Below are 19,001 nucleotides of genomic sequence, written 5' to 3' on the forward strand. Positions count from 1 at the left end.
TGTCCGAGGGGGGACTTGAACCCCCACGCCCGATAAAGGGCACTAGCACCTCAAGCTAGCGCGTCTGCCATTCCGCCACCCGGACTAGGTGTCTGCCGCCTGGCCGGAGGTCTTCCCCGCGGCGACAGGGACAACAATACCAAGGTTTCGGAGTGGCATTCACCTGCATATTCCTGGCCTGGGGGCGTTCGAGCGCCCTCTCACTCTCAGCAGCCGAGCGACTACATCGACACGGAAAAGGCCAGGTCAGCAGGGATACAGCCGGGCGGTGCCCGCATGGGGCGCGCACCGCCCGGCAGCCGTCATGGCATCAGCTGGTACTCCGGGAAGTTGCCCGGCAGCCGCTCCCCCTCCGGGCCCTGTGTCACCGCGCGGACCAGCAGGTCGCCGCCCACGAACGCGCCGCGCCAGGACGCGCCGAAGCCGCCGAACAGTTCATCGCGGTCGCCGCGGGAGCGCGGCTTGCCGTGGCCGACCTTGAAGGCGCGGATCTGCGGGGCCAGGCGGTCGTACGTGGTCCTGTCGTCCGTGGACAGCGTGGCGACCAGCGCGCCGTTGGACGCGTTCATCGCCGCCAGCAGCTCCGCCTCCGTGTCGACCAGGACGATCGTGTCGACCGGGCCGAACGGTTCCGCGTGGTGGAGCGGAGAGGAGGGGGGCGGGTTCAGGAGCGTCACCGGGTGGACGTACGCCGATGTGTCCTGGCCGGGCAGGAAGCGCGCGTCCTCCGCGTTGCCGCGGTGCAGCGGGATCGCGCCGCGGTCGATCGCCTCGGTGACCTGGTCGGTCAGCTCCTTCGCCTTGGCCGCGTTGATCAGCGGGCCGAAGTCCAGGGCCGGGTAGGGGTCGTCCTGATTCTCCACCGCCAGCGGGTGGCCCACCTTGAGGGTGCGGACCGCTGGCAGGTACGCCGCCAGGAACTCGTCGAACAGCTCGCGCTGGACGACGAAGCGCGGATATGCGGTGCAGCGCTGCTTGCCGTAGTCGAAGAGCTTCGGGATGACCGCCGTCAACGACTCCCAGTCCGTGTGGTTCCAGATGCCCCAGGTGTTCAGGCCCTCTTGTTCGAGGATGTGCCGCTTGCCGAGGTCGGCGACGGCCGTGGCCACTGCGGCGCCCGTGTCGCGGCCGCCGACGAACGAGACGCAGCCGATCTCGGGCGCCCGTACGAGTGACTCCGACAGCTCTCCGCCGCTGCCACTGACGAGGGTGACCGGTATGCCCTCGCGTGCGGCGAGCGCGCAGGCCAGGGTGAGGCAGGCGAGACCGCCGTCGGTCGGGGTCTTGGCGATGACCGCGTTCCCTGCCAGGGCCTGGACCAGCATCGCGTGGACCAGCACGCTCATCGGGTAGTTCCAGCTCGCGATATTCGAGACCGGGCCGTCCAGCGGGACTCGGTCGCCGATCATCGGTTCGATTCCGTCGACGTACCAGCGCACGCCGTCGATCGCCCGGTCCACGTCGGCCTGGGCGAGCCGCCAGGGCTTGCCGATCTCCCAGACGAGGAGCAGGGCGAGCAGTTCGCGGTGCTCGGTGAGTGCGTCCAGGGTCGCGGCGACGCGGGCCCGGCGTTCGGGCAGGGGCACGTGGCGCCAGGCGCGGTGCTGGTCGAGCGAGGCCTGCACGGCGCGCCGGGCGGCCGCCCGGTCCAGGCGCGGTGGGCTCGCGATGGGGCTGCCGTCCACCGGGCTGGTGGCGGGCAGTGCCCGGCCGTCCAGCTGCCAGGAGGAGTTCCAGAGGTTGAGGACACGGTCGTCCCGGAAGGCCTCGGGAGCGACGGCCAGGCAGCGCTGCCAGGCGTCGGTCCAGGACGTTCCGGACTTGAGGGTGAGGGTGGGTGCCATCGGATAGCTCCGCTCTCGGTGCACATTCGGGGGCGGGGGGTGCATGGCTCGTCCGTGTACGTGATCGTCGTGATCGCACATGTCGTACTCGGACGTCGTACGTGGGACGCTAGCGAGGCGCCGGCGCACCTGTAAGTGATCTCACGTCAACTATGAGTGACGTCACGCTCCGCTTCCAGCAGGGCGAGTACCAGGTGCGCCGTCTCGGTGGGGGTTCCGCCCACCTTCACTCCTACCCCTTCCAGCGCCGCTTTCTTCGCCTGTGCGGTGCCGGAGGAGCCGGAGACGATGGCGCCGGCGTGGCCCATGGTCTTCCCTTCGGGGGCGGTGAAGCCCGCGATATAGCCCACGACGGGCTTGGTGACGTGCTCGCGGATGTAGTCGGCCGCCCGTTCCTCCGCGTCGCCGCCGATCTCGCCGATCATCACGATTAGTTCGGTGTCGGGGTCGGCCTCGAAGGCGGCCAGGCAGTCGATGTGGGTGGTGCCGACGACGGGGTCACCGCCGATGCCGACACAGGTGGAGAAGCCGATGTCCCGCAGCTCGTACATGAGCTGGTACGTGAGCGTGCCGGACTTCGACACCAGGCCGATGCGGCCCGGCTTGGTGATGTCGGAGGGGATGATGCCGGCGTTCGACTGGCCGGGGGTGATCAGGCCCGGGCAGTTCGGGCCGATGATTCGGGTGGCGTTCGCCTTGGCGTACGCGATGAGGGCGACCGAGTCGTGTACCGGGATGCCCTCCGTGATGACGACGGCGAGGCCGATGCCCGCCTCGGCGGCTTCCATCACCGCGGCCTTGGCGAAGGCGGGTGGCACGAAGACGACGGTGACGTCGGCGCCGGTCGCCTCCATGCCCTCGCGCACCGTGCCGAAGACGGGGACCGTACGGTCGTCGAAGTCGACGGTACGGCCCGCCTTGCGCGGGTTGACGCCGCCGACGACGTCCGTACCGGCCGCGAGCATGCGACGGGTGTGCTTCATGCCCTCGCCGCCGGTCATGCCCTGGACGAGGACCTTGCTCTCCGTGGTGAGGTGGATGGCCATGGCGTGCTCCTTCAGACGGCGCCTGCGAGTTGGGCGGCCCGGCGCGCGGCGCCGTCCATGGTGGTGGCCTGCTGGATCAGGGGATGCGCGCGGTCGTCGAGGATCGCGCGTCCCCGCGCCGCGTTGTTGCCGTCCAGGCGGACGACCAGCGGCTTGGTGAGCCGGACGGAGTCCAGCGCCTGCACGATGCCGTCGGCGACCGCGTCGCAGGCGGTGATGCCGCCGAAGACATTGACGAAGACCGACTTGACGGCCGGGTCGGAGAGGATGACCGACAGGCCGTCGGCCATGACGCGGGCGGACGCTCCGCCGCCGATGTCGAGGAAGTTGGCGGGTCGGGCGCCGCAGCCCGCGACCACGTCGAGCGTCGACATGACGAGGCCTGCGCCGTTGCCGATGATGCCGACCTCGCCGTCCAGCTTGACGTAGTTGAGGCCCTTGGCGGCGGCCCGTGCCTCGAGCGGGTCGTCGTGCTCCGCGTCCTCTGCGCCCCAGCGGGTCTGCCGGAAACGGGCGTTGTCGTCGAGGGTGACCTTGCCGTCCAGGGCGAGGATGTGGCCCTGCTGCGTCTGCACGAGCGGGTTGACCTCGACGAGTACGGCGTCCTCGCGGACGAGCACCTGCCACAGCCGTACGAGCACGTCGACGGTCCGGGCCGGCAGGCCGGCCGCCGCCGCGATCTCGCCCGCCTTCGAGGAGGTGACGCCCTCGGCCGGGTCGATGTGTACGCGCGCCACCGCTTCCGGACGGCTCGCGGCGACCTCCTCGATCTCCATGCCTCCCTCGGCCGAGGCGATGGCGAGAAAGCGGCCCGCGGCGCGGTCGAGTACATAACTCACGTAGAACTCGCGCTCGATGGAGACGGGTTCGGCGAGCATCACCTTGCCGACCGTGTGCCCTTTGATGTCCATGCCCAGGATCTGGCGCGCCGTCAGTTCGGCGGACGCCGGGTCGGCGGCAAGCTTGACGCCGCCCGCCTTGCCGCGGCCGCCCGTCTTCACCTGAGCCTTGACGACGACCTGGCCGCCGAGCCGGCGGGCGATGTCACGGGCCTCCTTGGGCGAGTCGGTGACCTCGGCCCTCGGCACCACGATGCCGTGTTCCTCGAACAGCTCTCTTGCCTGATGTTCGTACAGGTCCATCTCGGCTCCTGTCTGCGATGTCGTCGAGAGGCCGGCCTCCGACGACTGAAAAGTGCCGCACGCCCCCTGGACACCACTCACTGGATGCGGGATAAACAAGCTTCATACAGTATTCGTCGACTGTATGCAATGTACCCGAGGGCGTCCCGACCTCCTGGGAAGCCCTCATTGCTTGACGTCCGGGCACACCCGGACGCGCACGGCCCCGCAAGGGCGAACCAGACCACGTACGAGTGAGGAGCGCTGTCATGACCAAAGCCCTCGACGGCATCCGCGTCCTGGACATGACCCATGTGCAGTCCGGTCCTTCCGCAACCCAGCTGCTCGCCTGGCTCGGTGCCGATGTCGTCAAACTGGAGGCGCCGACCGGGGACATCACGCGTGGGCAGCTGCGCGACCTCCCGGACGTCGACTCCCTTTACTTCACGATGCTCAACTGCAACAAGCGGAGCATCACGCTCAACACCAAGACCGAGCGCGGCAAGGAGCTCCTCACCGAGCTGATCCGCCGCTCCGACGTCATGGTCGAGAACTTCGGACCGGGCGCCATCGACCGCATGGGCTTCACCTGGGACCGCATCCAGGAGATCAATCCACGCATCGTTTATGCCTCCATCAAGGGGTTCGGCGACGGCCCGTACACCAACTTCAAGGCGTACGAGGTCGTCGCGCAGGCCATGGGCGGGTCGATGTCGACCACCGGCTTCGAGGACGGACCCCCACTCGCGACCGGGGCCCAGATCGGGGACTCGGGCACGGGAGTGCACGCCGTGGCGGGGATTCTCGCGGCCCTGTTCCAGCGGGAGAACACCGGGCGCGGGCAGCGGGTCAACGTGGCCATGCAGCACGCCGTTCTCAACCTGTGCCGGGTCAAGCTGCGCGATCAGCAACGCCTGGCACACGGGCGGCTCGCCGAATACCCCAACGAGGACTTCGGCGACGAAGTCCCCCGCTCGGGCAACGCGTCCGGCGGCGGCCAGCCCGGTTGGGCGGTCAAGTGCGCACCGGGCGGCCCGAACGACTACGTGTACGTCATCGTCCAGCCCGTCGGCTGGAAGCCGATCAGCGAGCTCATCGGCCGGCCCGAACTCGCGGACGACCCCGAGTGGGCGACGCCCCGGTCCAGGCTGCCGAAGCTCGCCAAGATGTTCCAGATGATCGAGGAGTGGTCCTCCACGCTGCCCAAGTGGGAGGTCCTCGAGCGGCTCAACGCCCACAACATCCCGTGCGGGCCGATCCTGTCCACCAAGGAGATCATCGAGGACGAGTCACTGGCCGCCAACGAGATGGTGGTGCGTGTACCGCACCCGGAGCGCGGCGAGTTCGTGACCGTCGGCAGCCCGCTCAAGCTCTCCGACTCCCCGGTCGAGGTGACGGGTTCGCCGCTGCTCGGCGAGCACAACGAGGAGATCTACATCGGAGAACTCGGCCTCGGAGACGAGGAGTTGCGCCTGCTCAAGTCGAACGGAGTGATCTGACGTGATGGCCGAAGACCGGGAGCTGACGGTCAGGTCCGTCCTTGACGCGGTGCGGGCCGAGGGGCGGACCGCGCTCACCGCGCCCGAGGGCAAGGTGATCGCCGACGCGTACGGGATCGCCGTACCGGGCGAGGAGTTGGCGACGGACGTCGAAGAGGCGGTGGCGTACGCCGCACGCTTCGGCGGACCTGTCGTCATGAAGATCGTCTCCCCCGACATCCTGCACAAGACCGACGCCGGGGGTGTGATCGTCGGCGTGGAGGGCGCCGAGGACGTGCGTGCCGCGTTCCACACGATCATCGAGAACGCGCGCAACCACAAAGCCGACGCCCGTATCGAGGGCGTGCAGGTACAGGAGTTGCTGCCGCAGGGCCAGGAGGTCATCGTCGGCGCGGTGACCGACCCCACCTTCGGCAAGGTCGTGGCCTTCGGTCTCGGCGGGGTGCTCGTCGAGGTCCTCAAGGACGTCACGTTCCGGCTCGCGCCCGTGGACGCCGACGAAGCACTGTCCATGCTGGACTCCATCCGCTCGGCGGAGATCCTGCGCGGAGTGCGCGGCCGGGCGGGCGTGGACCGGTGGGCGGTGGGCGAGCAGATCTGTCGGGTCTCCCAACTCGTAGCCGACTTCCCGGAGATCGCCGAGGTGGACCTCAACCCGGTGATCGCCACCCCCGAGGGCGCCGTCGCGGCCGACATCCGTGTCATCCTCTCCAAGACCCCCGCCAAGGAGCGCAGGCGCTACACGCGCGACGAGATCCTCACGTCCATGCGCCGGTTGATGCAGCCGTCGTCGGTGGCCGTGATCGGCGCCTCCAACGAGCAGGGCAAGATCGGCAATTCGGTGATGCGCAACCTCGTCGACGGCGGCTTCCCCGGAGAGATTCATCCGGTGAATCCCAAGGCCGATGACATTCTGGGCCGCAAGGCGTACAAGAGTGTCACGGACGTTCCCGGTGAGGTGGATGTGGCGGTCTTCGCTATTCCCGCCCAGTTCGTGGCCGCGGCGCTGGAGGAGGTCGGACGCAAGAAGATCCCCAACGCCGTCCTCATCCCCTCCGGGTTCGCCGAGACCGGCGAGCACGAACTGCAGGAGCAGGTCGTGGCGATCGGCGAGCGGTACGGCATCCGGCTGCTCGGGCCGAACATCTACGGCTACTACTCCACCTGGCAGGACCTGTGCGCCACGTTCTGCACGCCGTACGACGTCAAGGGCGGTGTCGCACTGACCTCGCAGTCCGGCGGGATCGGGATGGCCATCCTGGGCTTCGCGCGGACTACGAAGACGGGCGTGTCCGCGATCGTCGGGCTCGGCAACAAGTCGGACCTCGACGAGGACGACCTGCTGACGTGGTTCGGCGAGGACCCGCACACCGAGTGCATCGCCATGCACTTGGAGGACCTCAAGGACGGGCGTGCCTTCGTGGAGGCGGCACGCGCGACCGTGCCGAAGAAGCCGGTCGTGGTGCTGAAGGCGGGGCGTACAGCCGCGGGCGCGAGGGCCGCAGGTTCGCACACCGGGGCGCTCGCGGGCGACGACGCCGTGTACGACGACATCCTGCGCCAGGCCGGTGTCATCAGGGCGCCCGGACTGAACGACATGCTGGAGTACGCGCGCGCGTTGCCGGTGCTGCCCACCCCCAAGGGCGGCAACGTCGTGATCATCACGGGCGCCGGCGGCAGCGGCGTGCTGCTGTCCGACGCGGTCAGCGACAACGGCCTGTCCCTGATGGAGATCCCGCCCGACCTGGACGCGGCCTTCAGGAAGTTCATCCCGCCCTTCGGGGCCGCGGGCAACCCGGTGGACATCACCGGCGGTGAGCCGCCGTCGACGTACGAGGCCACGATCCGGCTGGGTCTTGAGGACCCGCGGATCCACGCGCTCGTCCTCGGCTACTGGCACACCATCGTGACTCCTCCCATGGTGTTCGCCGAGCTCACCGCGCGCGTGGTGGCCGAGTACCGCGAACGCGGCATCGAGAAGCCGGTGGTGGCGTCGCTCGCCGGCGATGTCGAGGTCGAGGAAGCCAGCCAGTACCTCTACGAGCGAGGGGTCGTGGCGTACCCCTACACCACCGAGAAGCCGGTGGCCGTGCTCGGTGCGAAGTACCGATGGGCGCGGGCCGCCGGACGGCTGAGGGCCGAAGGCCCTTCCGTCAGGGCCGTGGCGGGAGACGGCGGGATGTTGGGGGGCGGGTCATGACCTGAGCGGAAGCGGGCCCGGCCGACGGTGCGCGTCGGCCGCGCCCGGGACCCGTGCGCGCACGAAAGGCATTGGACAGGGGGCGCTGGCCAGATCTTTCGACGCTAGGGGTACTGAGCAATGGCAACCACCGACTATTCGACCTCCGTCCCGTTCAGGGAGGTGACGGACCGGAACGGCCGCGTGTATCGGGTCGGCGAATCAGACGTCGACATCATGGGCCGACCACGGAAATGGATGGTCATTCTGCCCTGGGTGGGCATGATGGGCATCAGCTCCGCCGAGTATGCGTTCACGTCGGCGGAGGACACGCTTCACGAGGCTCACCTGTGGAGCAGTGGCCACATCTTCTGGCTCATGGGCGTCTGGGTGTTCTTCCAGGCGGCCGTGGCCTTCCCCGCCGGTCAGCTGCGGGAGAGCGGGAAACTGCCCGCCCGTACGGCCATGATGATCGGCGCGCTCGGCACCCTGCTGGGCTATCTGTCACTGGCCTACGCGCCGAACGTGCTCGTCGCCTACCTCGGCTTCGGCATGTGCAGCGGTATAGGCGCCGGCCTCGTCTACGCGACCTGCGTGAACATGGTCGGCAAGTGGTATCCGGAGCGAAAGGGCGGCAAGACCGGCTTCGTCAACGGCGGCTTCGCCTACGGATCCGTGCCCTTCGTCTTCCTCTTCACCTCCGTGCTGGACCTGAGCAACTACAAGGCCGTACTGACCGCGGTCGGCATCGGGCTGTGCCTGGTGGTGGCCACGGTGGGCGTCTTCTTCAGGGACCCCCCGAGGAACTGGTGGCCCGCGCACGTCGACCCGCTCACGGCCGCCGACGACCCGAAGATCCGCCGGGCGCTGCAGAAGAACCCTCCGGCGGTCAAGCAGTACACCCCCAGGGAGGCCGCGCGCACGCCCGTGCTGTGGATGATGTGGTTCTGTCTGCTGTGCACGGCCGGCATCAACATCTTCGGGATCGCCATGCAGGTCCCGTTCGGCAAGGACATGGGCTTCGCGGGCGGCATCGTCGCCACGGCGATGTCCCTGAAGGCGATCGTCAACGGCACCGGACGCGGCGTCATCGGCTGGATCTCCGACCGCTACGGCCGCAGAAACACACTGATCATCGTCTGCATCGTGCTCGGCACGGCGCAGTTCGGCGTGCTGGTCTCCGGCCAGATGGGCAGCATGCCGTTCTTCCTGTTCTGCTCCATGGTCTCGGGCTTCGGCGGCGGCGCGATCTTCCCGCTGTTCGCAGCCATGACCGCGGACTACTTCGGTGAGAACCACAACGCCTCCAACTACGGAATCGTCTACAGCTCGAAGCTGATCTCCGGGCTCGTCGGCTCCGGCCTGGGCGCGGTCGTCGTCGGTGAGTGGGACTACGACGGCGCGTTCGTCCTGGCGGGATCCATCGGACTGGCCTCCGCAGTGCTGGCGCTCTTCCTCAAGGCTCCGGGCAGGCCCAAGGCCCGGCGCATCCTCCCCAACCCGCAGCCGCTCGGCGAGGAGATGGCCTGACATGACGGCAGACCCCATAGCAACCAACAGCTCGTCGGCCGACGCCGCGAACCGTCCCTACCGCGAGGTGACCGACTCCCACGGCCGTGTCTACCGCATCGGTGAGACCGACCGGGACATCCTCGGCCACTCCCGCAAACTCATGGTGTATCTGCCGTGGATCGCCATGATGGCCATCAGCGTCTTCGAATACGCCTACGGCTCCGCGGAGGACACCCTCTCCCACGCCCACGGCTGGACGCAGAGCAACACCTTCTGGATCCTCAGCGTCTGGGTCTTCTTCCAGGCCGGTGTCGCCTTCCCGGCTGGCTGGCTGCGGGAGAAGGGCATCCTGACCGCGCGCAAGGCCATGTTCGTCGGCTCCGGGATGTGCGTCGTCGGCTTCCTTGCCTTGTCGCACCTGGACAACGTACTGCTGGCGATCCTGGGCTTCGGCGTCGTCGGCGGCCTCGGCGCCGGACTGATCTACGCGACCTGCATCAACATGGTCGGCAAGTGGTTCCCCGAACGGCGCGGCGCGCGAACCGGGTTCGTCAACGGCGGCTTCGCGTACGGCTCGCTGCCGTTCATCTTCATCTTCAACTACGCGTTCGACACCGCGAACTACCACCGGGTGCTGGACCTGATCGGCTGCTACATCCTGGTCGTCGTCTTCGCCTGCGCCTTCTTCTTCAAGGACCCGCCGAAGAACTGGTGGCCCGGCGACATCGACCCGCTGACCTTCTCCGGCAACCAGAAGAACGCGGTGAGCCTGGCCAAGAACCCGCCGGCGGCGAAGCAGTACACGCCGATGGAGGCCGTCAGGACGGGCATGCTGCCGCTCATGTGGGTGTCCATCGTGCTGACCGCCGGCGTGTCGATCTTCGGAATCTCCTTCCAGGTCGACTTCGCCAAGGAAGTGGGCTTCGGCCCCCTGGTGGCGGCCTCGTCGATGGGCGTCATGGCCGTCATCAACGGCATCGGCCGCGGTGTCGTGGGCTGGCTGTCCGACATCTGGGGCCGCAAGCTGACCCTGGTGTTCGTCATCGTCGTCCTGGGCCTCGCCCAGTTCGGGGTGATCTGGGCCGGTGACATCAAGAGCGAATGGCTGTTCCTCTTCTTCGCCTTCCTCTCCGGCTTCGGCGGCGGCGCGTTCTACCCGATGTTCGCGGCCCTCACCCCGGACTACTTCGGCGAGAACTACAACGCCACCAACTACGGCCTGGTGTACAGCGGCAAGCTGATCAGCGGCCTGTTCGGCGGCGGTCTCGGCTCGATGGTGGTCGCCGCGTGGGGCTACAACGGCGCGTACGCCCTGGCGGGCGGCGTCTCCATGGTGGCGGCGGCGATCGCGCTGCTGCTGCGCCAGCCGGGGCGGGACCTGAGGGCCACAACGGCTCCGCAGCCACAACCGCAGCCGACGGCCTGATCCACCGCGTAGGCGAGGAGGCCCTCCCCGGGGAGGGCCTCCTCGTGTTCCTGTGTGGCCCGCTACTTCCGGCGCAGGGCGGCCAGGTTGCCGTAGCCGATCCGTGCGTGTTCCAGCGACTGGGCCGGGTTGGTGGAGCTGGGCGCGTTGTCCTGCTCCACCATCGGGTTGTGGTAGTTGGGGTGCCCGACACGGGAGAAGAACGTCGTGTAGTCGATGACACCGGTGCCGAACGGGACCATGTCGTAGCCCATCCCGTTGGTGGTGTTGACGACGCCGTCCTTCGCGTGGAACAGCGGGTAGCGCTTGTTGTGGCGGACGACCAGGCCCGCCGGGTCGAAGACGTTCTCCTGGGTGGAGCCGTCGTGGGCGGTGTACGTGTGGAACTTGTACTGGGCCACGTGCGCCCAGAAGATGTCCATCTCCAGCCAGATCACCTTCGGGTCGGTGATGGACAGGAAGTACTCCAGCTTGCGGATGCCGGAGCTGCGGGTCGGGCGGCCCTGGGCGTCGAGCGGTCCGCCGTCGATCAGGAAGCCGTACGCCGTGTCGTGGTTGTGGGTGTAGAGCTTGATCCCGGCCTTGCGGGCGATCTCACCGAGGACGTGCCACTTGTCGGCGGCCACGTCCCAGTCGGCCTTGTAGGAGCTGCTGGTGGGGTCACCGCCGGTGCCCATGTGGTCCATGCCGAGGATGTTCGCGATCTCGAGGTGCTTCTTGAAGGTGTCGAGGTCCGCGGTGGTCAAGGGCCAGGAGCCGGGGATGAAGCCGTGGTTGCCCTGCGCCCGCAGCCCGTACTCGTCCAGCCAGCCGCGCAGCAGCCCGGCGCCCTCGACGGACTCCAGGTTGGCGCCGCCGGGCGCGTTGGCGTGCTGCCCGTAGCCCGCGAACTCGACCTGGCGGTAGCCGAAGCGGCTGAGCTGCTTGAACACCTCGCGGAACCCGGAGGGCAGGTCGGTGGAGAGCGGGTCGCGGCCGGTGGCGTCGCGGACCGTGTAGAGGATGATGCCGCGCTTGTCCGCGGGGACGAGCAACTGCCCCTTGGCCTGCTCGTCCGCCGGGGCCGCTGGCGCGGCCTGCGCCGGGCCCGCGCCGAACACGGGAGCGGCGATCGCCCCCGCCGCGACGGCGGTACACGTGCCCAGGAAGCGGCGGCGGTCGATGCCGAGGCTGCGGCGCAGGGGTTCGTCGGTGCCGTTGACGGTGGTGTGGAAGTCGTTCACGGGTGCCTCTCTCTTGTCTGGTGGTCCGGTAGGCCCGCCAGGGCGAGCAGGAGTGACTTCACGTCGGTGGCCGCGACGCGGTCGCCGACAGCGCGGGGGGTGGAGCAGATGATGAGCGGACCGTCGTCGTCGCTCATGGGAAGGCGGCCGTGGCTGCCGCGCAGGGGGGACGGGTCGAGGGGCACGATCGCCATGCGGTAGCGCATGCCGAGTTTCTTGCGGGCCAGGGCGGTAGCCGCCTTGACCTTGACGTAGGGGTCGAGCGGATCCATGAAGAGCTCGACCGGGTCGTAGCCGGGTTTGCGGTGGATCTCGACGAGTCGCGCGAAGTCGGGCGCGTGGTCGTCGTCGAGCCAGTAGTAGTACGTGAACCAGGCGTCCGGCTCCGCGACCGCGACGAGTTCACCGGAGCGCGGATGGTCAAGGTGATGGGCCTTCTTGCCCTCGTCGTCGAGGAGTTCCGCGATGCCGGGCAGGTCGGCGAGTGCGGCCCGGGTGGCGTCGAAGTCCTCAGGGCGCCGCACGTAGACGTGGGCGATCTGGTGGTCGGCGACCGCGAAGGCACGGGAGGCCATCGGGTCGAGGTATTCCATGCCGTCCTGCGTGTGCACCTCGAGCAGGCCTGCGCGGCGCAGGGCGCGGTTGATGTCGACCGGGCGGTCCACGCGGGTGATGCCGTACTCGGACAGCGCGACGACGGTACGGCCCTCGGCACGTGCGTCTTCCAGGAGGGGGGCCATGGCGGCGTCCAGTTCCGTGGCCGCTTTCAGAGAGCGCGGGTCGTCGGGGCCGAAGCGCTGCAAGTCGTAGTCGAGGTGAGGGATGTAGCACAGGGCCAGGTCGGGGTGGCGGGTGCGCAGGATGTGGCGGGTGGCGTCGATGATCCATCGGCTGGAGACCAGGTCGGCCCCGGGCCCCCAGAAGTGGAAGAGGGGGAACGTGCCCAATTGCTCGGTGAGTTCGTCGTGCAGGGCCGGGGGCCTGGTGTAGCAGTCGGGTTCCTTGCGGCCGTCGGAGTAGTAGACGGGGCGCGGAGTGACGGTGATGTCGGTGTCGGCGCCCATGGCGTACCACCAGCAGATGTTGGCGACCGTGTAGCCGGGCTGGGCGCGGCGGGCCGCGTCCCACAGCTTGTCCCCGGCGACGAGACCGTTGTGCTGCCGCCACAGGAGTACGTCGCCGAGTTCGCGGAAGTACCAGCCGTTGCCGACGATGCCGTGCTCGCAGGGCAGAGCGCCGGTCAGGAAGGTGGACTGGGCGGCACAGGTCACGGCGGGCAGGACAGTGCCGAGCGGCGCGTGGGAACCGGACCGGGCGAGCGCCTGGAGGTGGGGCATGTGGTCGAGGAGACGAGGGGTGAGCCCGACGACGTCCAGCACGAGCAGCGGGGTGGGGCCGGTCATGGTCCGTCGGGCGCTCATGGGAGTTCCTTCAGGCCAAGGTCGGTCAACAGGTCGCGGGCGAGGGTGAGTTCGGCGGCGATGCCGTCGGCTAGCCGGGCGCTGGTGTGGGGCCGCAGCTCGGGCGGGAGGACCTGCCAGGTGTAGGTCTCGACCTCGAGGTGACGGGTGAGGGGATGCGGGCCGCCGAGGAGGTGGGCCAGTGCCGCCTTCAGGACGTCGAGTGTGGAGGTCAGGGGTGCGGCTGGGGCCGCGTGCAGCGGGACGTGGAAGTGGGCTCGCCATGGGGTGCCGCCCGGCAGGACGCCTCCCCGCAGGGCCTCGCCGAGGTCGTCGGTGCCGCGCGGGCCGGCGGTTGTGGCGGCGCGGGTCTGGTGCAGGAAACGGGGTTCGTCGAAGGCGGCGAGGGCCGCCCGGACATCGGGGAGGTGGGGGTGTTCGGCGTGCAGGGCGGCGGACATCTGGGTTTTCACGACGGGGATACGGGCCCGGCCGAGCGCGTCCAGAGCCGTGTGCGGATCTTCGAAGGAGGTGGCGAGGTGGCACGTGTCCACGCAGACGCCGACGCGGTCGTGGCCGATCGCGGTCAGCGGGGCGATGGCGTCGCCGGTGGTCTCGACGGTGCAGCCCGGTTCCGGCTCCAGGCCGACACGGATCGAACGGCCGGTCAGCTCCGACAGGGCGTCGAGGCGTTGGCCGAGGGTGCGCAGAGCCGCGTGGGCCGTCTGCGCGCGCCGCCCGTCGTCGGCGGTGCGCCAGAAGAGCGGCAGGGTGGAGATGCTGCCCTCGGTCACGTCGCCGGGAAGCAGGGCCGCGAGGACGTGGGCGAGGGCGGTGGTGTGCTCGAGGCGTACCGGGTCGCCCCAGTCCGGCTTGTAGACACGGTACTTGACCTGCTCGGCGCCGAAGCCCTCGTACGGGAAGCCGTTGAGGGTGACGACCTCGAGGCCGCGATGGTCGAGTTCGGTGCGCAGACGGCGCAGCGTGGACGGGTCGGTGACGAGGGCCCGCGCGGTGTCGGCGGCGAGCCAGAGGCCGATCCCCAGGCGGTCGCGGCCGAGGCGGCGGCGGACGGCCTCGCAGTGGTCGCGGAGCTGGGCGAGGACGCCGTCGAGGGTTTCCGCCGGGTGCACGTTGGTGCAGTAGGCGAGGTGGACGGTGGTGCCGTCGGGGTGGCGGAAACGCATCGGTCACTCCCCGCCACGCAGAACGGAGTTGCCCTCGTGGGTCGCCGTCGTGCCGGCGGGGGTGAGGTTCAGACGGCCGCTGAGCCCGTAGAAGGCGACGGGGTTGCGCCAGAGCACCCGGTCCACGTCCTCCTCGGTGAAGCCGTCGGCGAGCATCGCGTCGGCGACCGCACGGGTCTTGAGCGGGTCGCTCCTCCCCCAGTCGGCGGCCGAGTTCACCAGCACCTGCTCGGGTCCGTACGCGCGCAGGATCGCGACCATCCGCCGCTCGTCCATCTTGGTGTCGGGATAAACGGAGAAGCCCAGCCAGCAGCCGCTGTCCTTGGCCTCCTTGACGGTGGTCTCGTTGAGGTGGTCGACCAGGACGCGTTCCGCGGGCAGTGCGGACTCGCGGACCGCGTCGAGGGTCCGGCGCAGCCCGGCGAGCTTGTCGCGGTGCGGGGTGTGGACGAGGGCGGGCAGCTCATGGTCGGCGGCGAGCTGGAGCTGGGCCGCGAGGGCGGTGTCCTCGGCGGGGGTCATGGAGTCGTAGCCGATCTCGCCTACGGCCACGACCTGGTCCTTGACGAGATAGCGGGGCAGTTCGTCGAGGACGGGGACGCAGCGGGGGTCGCCCGCCTCCTTGGGGTTGAGGGCGAGGGTGCAGTGGTGGGCGATGCCGTACTGGGCGGCGCGGAAGGGTTCCCAGCCCAGCAGGGAGTCGAAGTAGTCGAGGAAGGAGGCGGGGGACGTGCGGGGCTGCCCGAGCCAGAAGGAGGGTTCGACCACGGCACGGACGCCCGCGGCGTACATGGCCTCGTAGTCGTCGGTGGTCCGTGACGTCATATGGATGTGCGGGTCGAAGATGCGCATCAGGACTCCTTGCCGTGGGGGGCGTCCGTGGGGGGCGGAGGGGCAAACTCGGCCAGTGCCAGGACGCGGTACAGGTCTTCCGGTACGGAACGGCCCGCGGCGGTGCGTTCGGCGGCGTAGTCGCGGAGCATGCGGGCGAGTTCGGCGTCACCGCGGGCGCGCCCTGCCAGCTCCGCGACGCCGTCGAGGGGAACGCCGGTGAACAGGCACTTGAGGACCGCGTGCCGCCAGACGTGGGCGGCGAGGTGGCGTGCGGCGTACGGGCCGACGGCGGCGGCGAGGAGCCGGGTGTCGTTGGTGCGCAGCGCGTCCTCGAGGAGCGGGACGGCCTCGGGGCCCGGTACGAGGTGGGGCAGGGCGTGCAGGACCGCACGGCGTTCGTCGGCGGTGCCCTGGCGGTAGACCCGGGTGAGCGCGGCGGTGTCGGCGCGGGCCGTGTGGAGGATGAGGACACGGACGGCGTCGGCGTACGCGGGGCCGCAGCGACGTCCGGCCTCGGCCAGGCGCAACTCCCAGACGGAAATGGGCCCGTGGGCGGACGGAAGAGCGGCGGCCTCGTCGAGTGCCTGGTCGAGCCAGGCCCGTGCGGCTCCCGCGAGGGCCGCTTCGACGTGAGCATGCAACTCGCCCAGCGGGGTGCCGGCCGCCGGGGTGTCCGACGCGGCGTGCGGGTGCGTCATGCGGTGCTCCCTTCAGGGGTGGCGGAGGGCTCGCCGTGGGCGGTGACGGGGACCGGCGCGTGCCGGGCGGTGGCGGTCGCCGCCGCCTTGCGGAGGAACGGCAGGGACTGTTGTGCGTGGTAAGACCCGGCGTGGGAGTGGCGGGGCAGTTCGACGACGGTCAGGCCGCGGTAGCCGGCGGCGGACAGGGCCGCGAGGACGGCGGGGAAGTGGATGTCGCCCTCTCCGAAGGGGAGGTGCTCGTGGACGCCGCGGCGCATGTCCTCGATCTGGACGTGGCGCAGCCAGGGTGCGGCGGCACGTACGCAGTCAGCGGGCGGGAGGGGTTCGAGGCACTGGCAGTGGCCGATGTCGAGGGTGAGGCCGAGGCCTGCGGGGTTCCCGAGGGCGTGCCGCAGGCGATGGAAGTCGGCGAGGGTGGCGAGGAGGTGGCCGGGTTCGGGTTCGACGGCGAGGGGGATGCCGGCGGCGGTGGCGACGTCCAGGACGGGGGTGAGGCTCTCGGCCAGCCGTTGCCACGCCGTGTCCTCGTCGCCTCCCGCCGGGGTGGTGCCGCTGAAGCAGTGCACCGCGTGGGCGCCGAGTTCGGCGGCGACCCGGACGGCCCGGAGCAGCAGGTCGACACGGCGGGCGCGGTCGTCCGGGTCGGGGTCGAGCAGGGAAGGAGCGTGTTTGCGGCGCGGGTCGAGCACATAGCGCGCCCCCGTCTCGACGGTGACCTCCAGGCCGAGCGTCTGCAGGCGGCTCGCGAGCCGGCGGGTGCGGTGGGCGAGGTCGAGGGCGAGCGGGTCGAGGTGCATGTGGTCGAGGGTCAGGCCGACGCCGTCGTAGCCGAGGTCCGCGAGCAGGGAGAGGGCGTCGTCGAGGCGGAGGTCGGCGAGGCCGTTGGTGCCGTATCCGAAGCGGAGCGGATTGCTGTCGGGGCCCTGCTCGGGCGCCGGGGCGACACGTGGCTGCGGGGTCATGTGACGCTCACCTTCCTGGCGAGTCGGCCTGCGAGCGGGGCCAGCGCCATGGTGAGCAGCGCTGCTACGGGAGCACCGGAACGGGCGGACAGCGCTGCCTGGAGCGGGATCGTGGCGCGGATGCCGCCGCCGACGGCGCGTTGGGTGAGCGGGGGTGACGGGTTGAGGCCGGCGTGGAGGTAGGGGCGGCCCGCGGTCGCGAGGTAGGTCGCGGCGAGGGCCCCGCTCAGGGGGGTACGTCCCTGTGCCAGCAGGCGGGTCAGTACGCCCGTGGCGGCGAGCGCTGCCAGCGGAGGCAGGGCTGAGCCGCCCCGGGTCTCCCCACGGGAGACGGTCGTGACCGCCAGGGTGTGGGTGCCGAGAAGGAGGGCCGGAGCGAGGGCGGGGCGAATGCGGCCCGCGGTGGCCGCCGCCCCCAGGAGCAGGTCCAGGCCTCGTGCCGCCGCCATCGCGACCGGTCCCGCCCAGGTCCGCTTCAGGCCGAGGTCGTAAGCCCAGACGGTGGCCGCGAGAGGTGCGGCGACGGAGAGTGCGGGACGTCCGGCGCGCCCGGCGAGGGCGAGGCCCGCCGCGGTGAGGGCACAGGCGGCCGTGAAGGCGGCGGCGGGACGGACACGGCCGGAGGGAAGGGGGCGGTGGGGGCGCTCCGCGGCGTCCTCGTCGCGGTCGGCCCAGTCGTTGAGGGCCATACCGGCCTCGTACAGGCAGAGTGAGGAGCCGATGGCCAGGAGGGCGCGGCGGGTGGGCCGCGCCGAGACCGCCGCGCCGGCGATCGCGTCGCCGGGGACGGTGAACAGGGCGGGGACGCGGAGCAGTTCGGCCCAGGCCCGCACGTCCGCCGCACCGAGCCGGGTCATCGCGGTACCCCGGGGTGCTCTGCCGTCCGGGCTCCGCGCAGCCTGCCCGCGAACCCCGCAAGCTCCGCGTACTGCTCCCCCAGTGCCGCGGGCCCGTCGCCCGCCGGGTCCTTGAAGTAGAAGCCCAGCTCTCCCAGCGGGCCGGACAGTCCGGCTTCGTGCGCGCGCAGCACCAGCCGGGCCAGGTCGAGCACCAACGGTGCCGCCAACGCCGAGTCGCACCCCTGCCAGGTGGTCTGCAACACCATGCGTGTCCCGAGAAAGCCGTCGAAGGCGACGTGGTCCCAGGCGGTCTTCCAGTCGCCGAGGGCGGGGACGTCGTCGATGTGCACCTCGCCCTCGGGGGCCGTGCCGAGGGTGTCGGCGAGGACCCGCTCCTTGCCCGCGTTCTTGGCGGCCGCCGCGGCCGGGTCAGCCAGGGACGCGCCGTCGCCGCCGCCCAGCAGGTTGGTCCCGGACCAGGCCCGCACGGCGAGCGCACGCTGGGCGAACATCGGTCCCAGCACGGAGCGGAGCAGCGTCTGGCCGGTCTTGCCGTCGCGGCCCGCGTACGGCAGCCCGCTCGCTGCCGCGGCGGACGCCAGCGCCGAGTGGTGCAGACCCGTCGAGGGGGTGAAGTTCACATAGGGGCAGCCCGCCCGGAGTGCCGCCGCCGCGTACAGCGAGCTCGGCGGCAGCGCGTCACCGCTGCCCGGGGGCTCGGTGGACGCCACGTTCACCACCACCGCCCGGGCAAGCCCGCGCCGTTCCACGAAGTCGCGGATGTCCGCGGCGAAGGCGGCGATCAGCTCCTCCTCGCTCCGCGTGTCCGCCGGGACGGGGCCGCCCGGCCTGATCTCACGGTCTGCGGCGCCGAGTTCGGCCGAGACCGCCGAGGGGAGACCGGGCGGCAGCACACCGCCCGCCACCAGTGCCTCGGCGCGTTTGGGCAAGGGGCAGTCCACCGTTTCGTGGCCGCCGAAGACTAGGGACGGCAACTCCGGAAGGCGCGATCCGGCGAACACGGGCGTCTCGGTGACCATGCCCGTGGGCGGGTGCAGGCCCGCGCTGACGGCGGCGCACCCGGCGACGACGGTCGTGGCGACGGAGCCGCGGGCGCCGATCAGCCACACCCCGGCACGGGTTCGGGAAAGGGACGCGGGCATGGGTCAGCCTCCTGGTCGTGCGGGAAACGGCAGAGACGGGAGGAAGACGGCGGGCGGGAGTCCGG

General features: G+C 70.4%; 15 protein-coding genes and 1 tRNA gene. 4 read left to right on the forward strand and 12 right to left on the reverse strand.

What is annotated here, in order from left to right:
- The 4 genes from ACWDA7_RS14150 to sucC form a co-directional block, all read right to left on the reverse strand.
- Window positions 1–85, reverse strand: a tRNA-Leu gene (locus ACWDA7_RS14150).
- A 217-nt stretch (window positions 86–302) separates the two neighbouring features.
- The gene (locus ACWDA7_RS14155) at window positions 303–1,844 is read right to left on the reverse strand and encodes an aldehyde dehydrogenase family protein (protein WP_450604422.1); all 1,542 of its coding nucleotides are present in this window, start codon (window positions 1,842–1,844) and stop codon (window positions 303–305) included.
- 146 nt (window positions 1,845–1,990) lie between these two features.
- The gene (gene sucD / locus ACWDA7_RS14160; protein ID WP_450604424.1) at window positions 1,991–2,890 is read right to left on the reverse strand and encodes a succinate--CoA ligase subunit alpha; all 900 of its coding nucleotides are present in this window, start codon (window positions 2,888–2,890) and stop codon (window positions 1,991–1,993) included.
- A gap of 11 nt (window positions 2,891–2,901) precedes the next feature.
- Window positions 2,902–4,032, reverse strand: coding sequence for an ADP-forming succinate--CoA ligase subunit beta (gene sucC / locus ACWDA7_RS14165; protein ID WP_450604425.1), 1,131 nt, complete (start codon window positions 4,030–4,032; stop codon window positions 2,902–2,904).
- Between the two features lie 248 nt (window positions 4,033–4,280).
- Here sucC and frc point away from each other — a divergent pair, with 248 nt between their 5' ends.
- From frc to ACWDA7_RS14185, 4 genes are all read left to right on the forward strand, one after another.
- A complete protein-coding gene (gene frc, locus ACWDA7_RS14170; protein WP_450604426.1) occupies window positions 4,281–5,510 on the forward strand; it encodes a formyl-CoA transferase in 1,230 nt (409 codons plus the stop codon).
- A gap of 4 nt (window positions 5,511–5,514) precedes the next feature.
- Window positions 5,515–7,710 carry an acetate--CoA ligase family protein gene (locus tag ACWDA7_RS14175; RefSeq protein ID WP_450604515.1) on the forward strand — a complete coding sequence of 732 codons (2,196 nt, stop codon included), beginning with the start codon at window positions 5,515–5,517 and terminating at the stop codon, window positions 7,708–7,710.
- 120 nt (window positions 7,711–7,830) lie between these two features.
- Window positions 7,831–9,219: an OFA family MFS transporter gene (locus ACWDA7_RS14180; RefSeq protein ID WP_450604427.1), complete on the forward strand. Its 1,389-nt coding sequence runs from the start codon at window positions 7,831–7,833 to the stop codon at window positions 9,217–9,219.
- A 1-nt stretch (window position 9,220) separates the two neighbouring features.
- Window positions 9,221–10,627: an OFA family MFS transporter gene (locus tag ACWDA7_RS14185; protein WP_450604428.1), complete on the forward strand. Its 1,407-nt coding sequence runs from the start codon at window positions 9,221–9,223 to the stop codon at window positions 10,625–10,627.
- 62 nt (window positions 10,628–10,689) lie between these two features.
- Here the strand turns inward: ACWDA7_RS14185 and ACWDA7_RS14190 are convergent, their stop codons facing one another.
- The 8 genes from ACWDA7_RS14190 to ACWDA7_RS14225 are packed head-to-tail and all read right to left on the reverse strand — an operon-like array spanning window position 10,690 to window position 18,936.
- Window positions 10,690–11,850, reverse strand: coding sequence for a sugar phosphate isomerase/epimerase family protein (locus ACWDA7_RS14190; RefSeq protein ID WP_450604429.1), 1,161 nt, complete (start codon window positions 11,848–11,850; stop codon window positions 10,690–10,692).
- Complete coding sequence (locus ACWDA7_RS14195) at window positions 11,847–13,253, reverse strand: alkaline phosphatase family protein (protein ID WP_450604516.1); 1,407 nt, start codon at window positions 13,251–13,253, stop codon at window positions 11,847–11,849. Before ACWDA7_RS14195 ends, ACWDA7_RS14190 begins: the two co-directional genes overlap by 4 nt.
- A 14-nt stretch (window positions 13,254–13,267) precedes the next feature.
- The gene (gene eboE, locus ACWDA7_RS14200; protein WP_450604430.1) at window positions 13,268–14,437 is read right to left on the reverse strand and encodes a metabolite traffic protein EboE; all 1,170 of its coding nucleotides are present in this window, start codon (window positions 14,435–14,437) and stop codon (window positions 13,268–13,270) included.
- Window positions 14,438–14,440: 3 nt separating this feature from the next.
- Window positions 14,441–15,289, reverse strand: coding sequence for a TatD family hydrolase (locus ACWDA7_RS14205; protein ID WP_450604431.1), 849 nt, complete (start codon window positions 15,287–15,289; stop codon window positions 14,441–14,443).
- Complete coding sequence (locus ACWDA7_RS14210; protein ID WP_450604432.1) at window positions 15,289–15,969, reverse strand: EboA domain-containing protein; 681 nt, start codon at window positions 15,967–15,969, stop codon at window positions 15,289–15,291. The genes ACWDA7_RS14205 and ACWDA7_RS14210 overlap by 1 nt, the downstream gene beginning before the upstream one ends.
- On the reverse strand, window positions 15,966–16,934 hold the full coding sequence (locus ACWDA7_RS14215; protein WP_450604433.1) for a sugar phosphate isomerase/epimerase family protein: 969 nt from the start codon (window positions 16,932–16,934) through the stop codon (window positions 15,966–15,968). The genes ACWDA7_RS14210 and ACWDA7_RS14215 overlap by 4 nt, the downstream gene beginning before the upstream one ends.
- Complete coding sequence (locus ACWDA7_RS14220; RefSeq protein ID WP_450604434.1) at window positions 16,931–17,791, reverse strand: SCO3242 family prenyltransferase; 861 nt, start codon at window positions 17,789–17,791, stop codon at window positions 16,931–16,933. The genes ACWDA7_RS14215 and ACWDA7_RS14220 overlap by 4 nt, the downstream gene beginning before the upstream one ends.
- Window positions 17,788–18,936 carry an inositol-3-phosphate synthase gene (locus tag ACWDA7_RS14225; protein ID WP_450604435.1) on the reverse strand — a complete coding sequence of 383 codons (1,149 nt, stop codon included), beginning with the start codon at window positions 18,934–18,936 and terminating at the stop codon, window positions 17,788–17,790. Before ACWDA7_RS14225 ends, ACWDA7_RS14220 begins: the two co-directional genes overlap by 4 nt.
- Between the last annotated feature and the right edge of the window lie 65 nt (window positions 18,937–19,001).

The organism is Streptomyces sp. NPDC001156 (genome assembly GCF_053598275.1).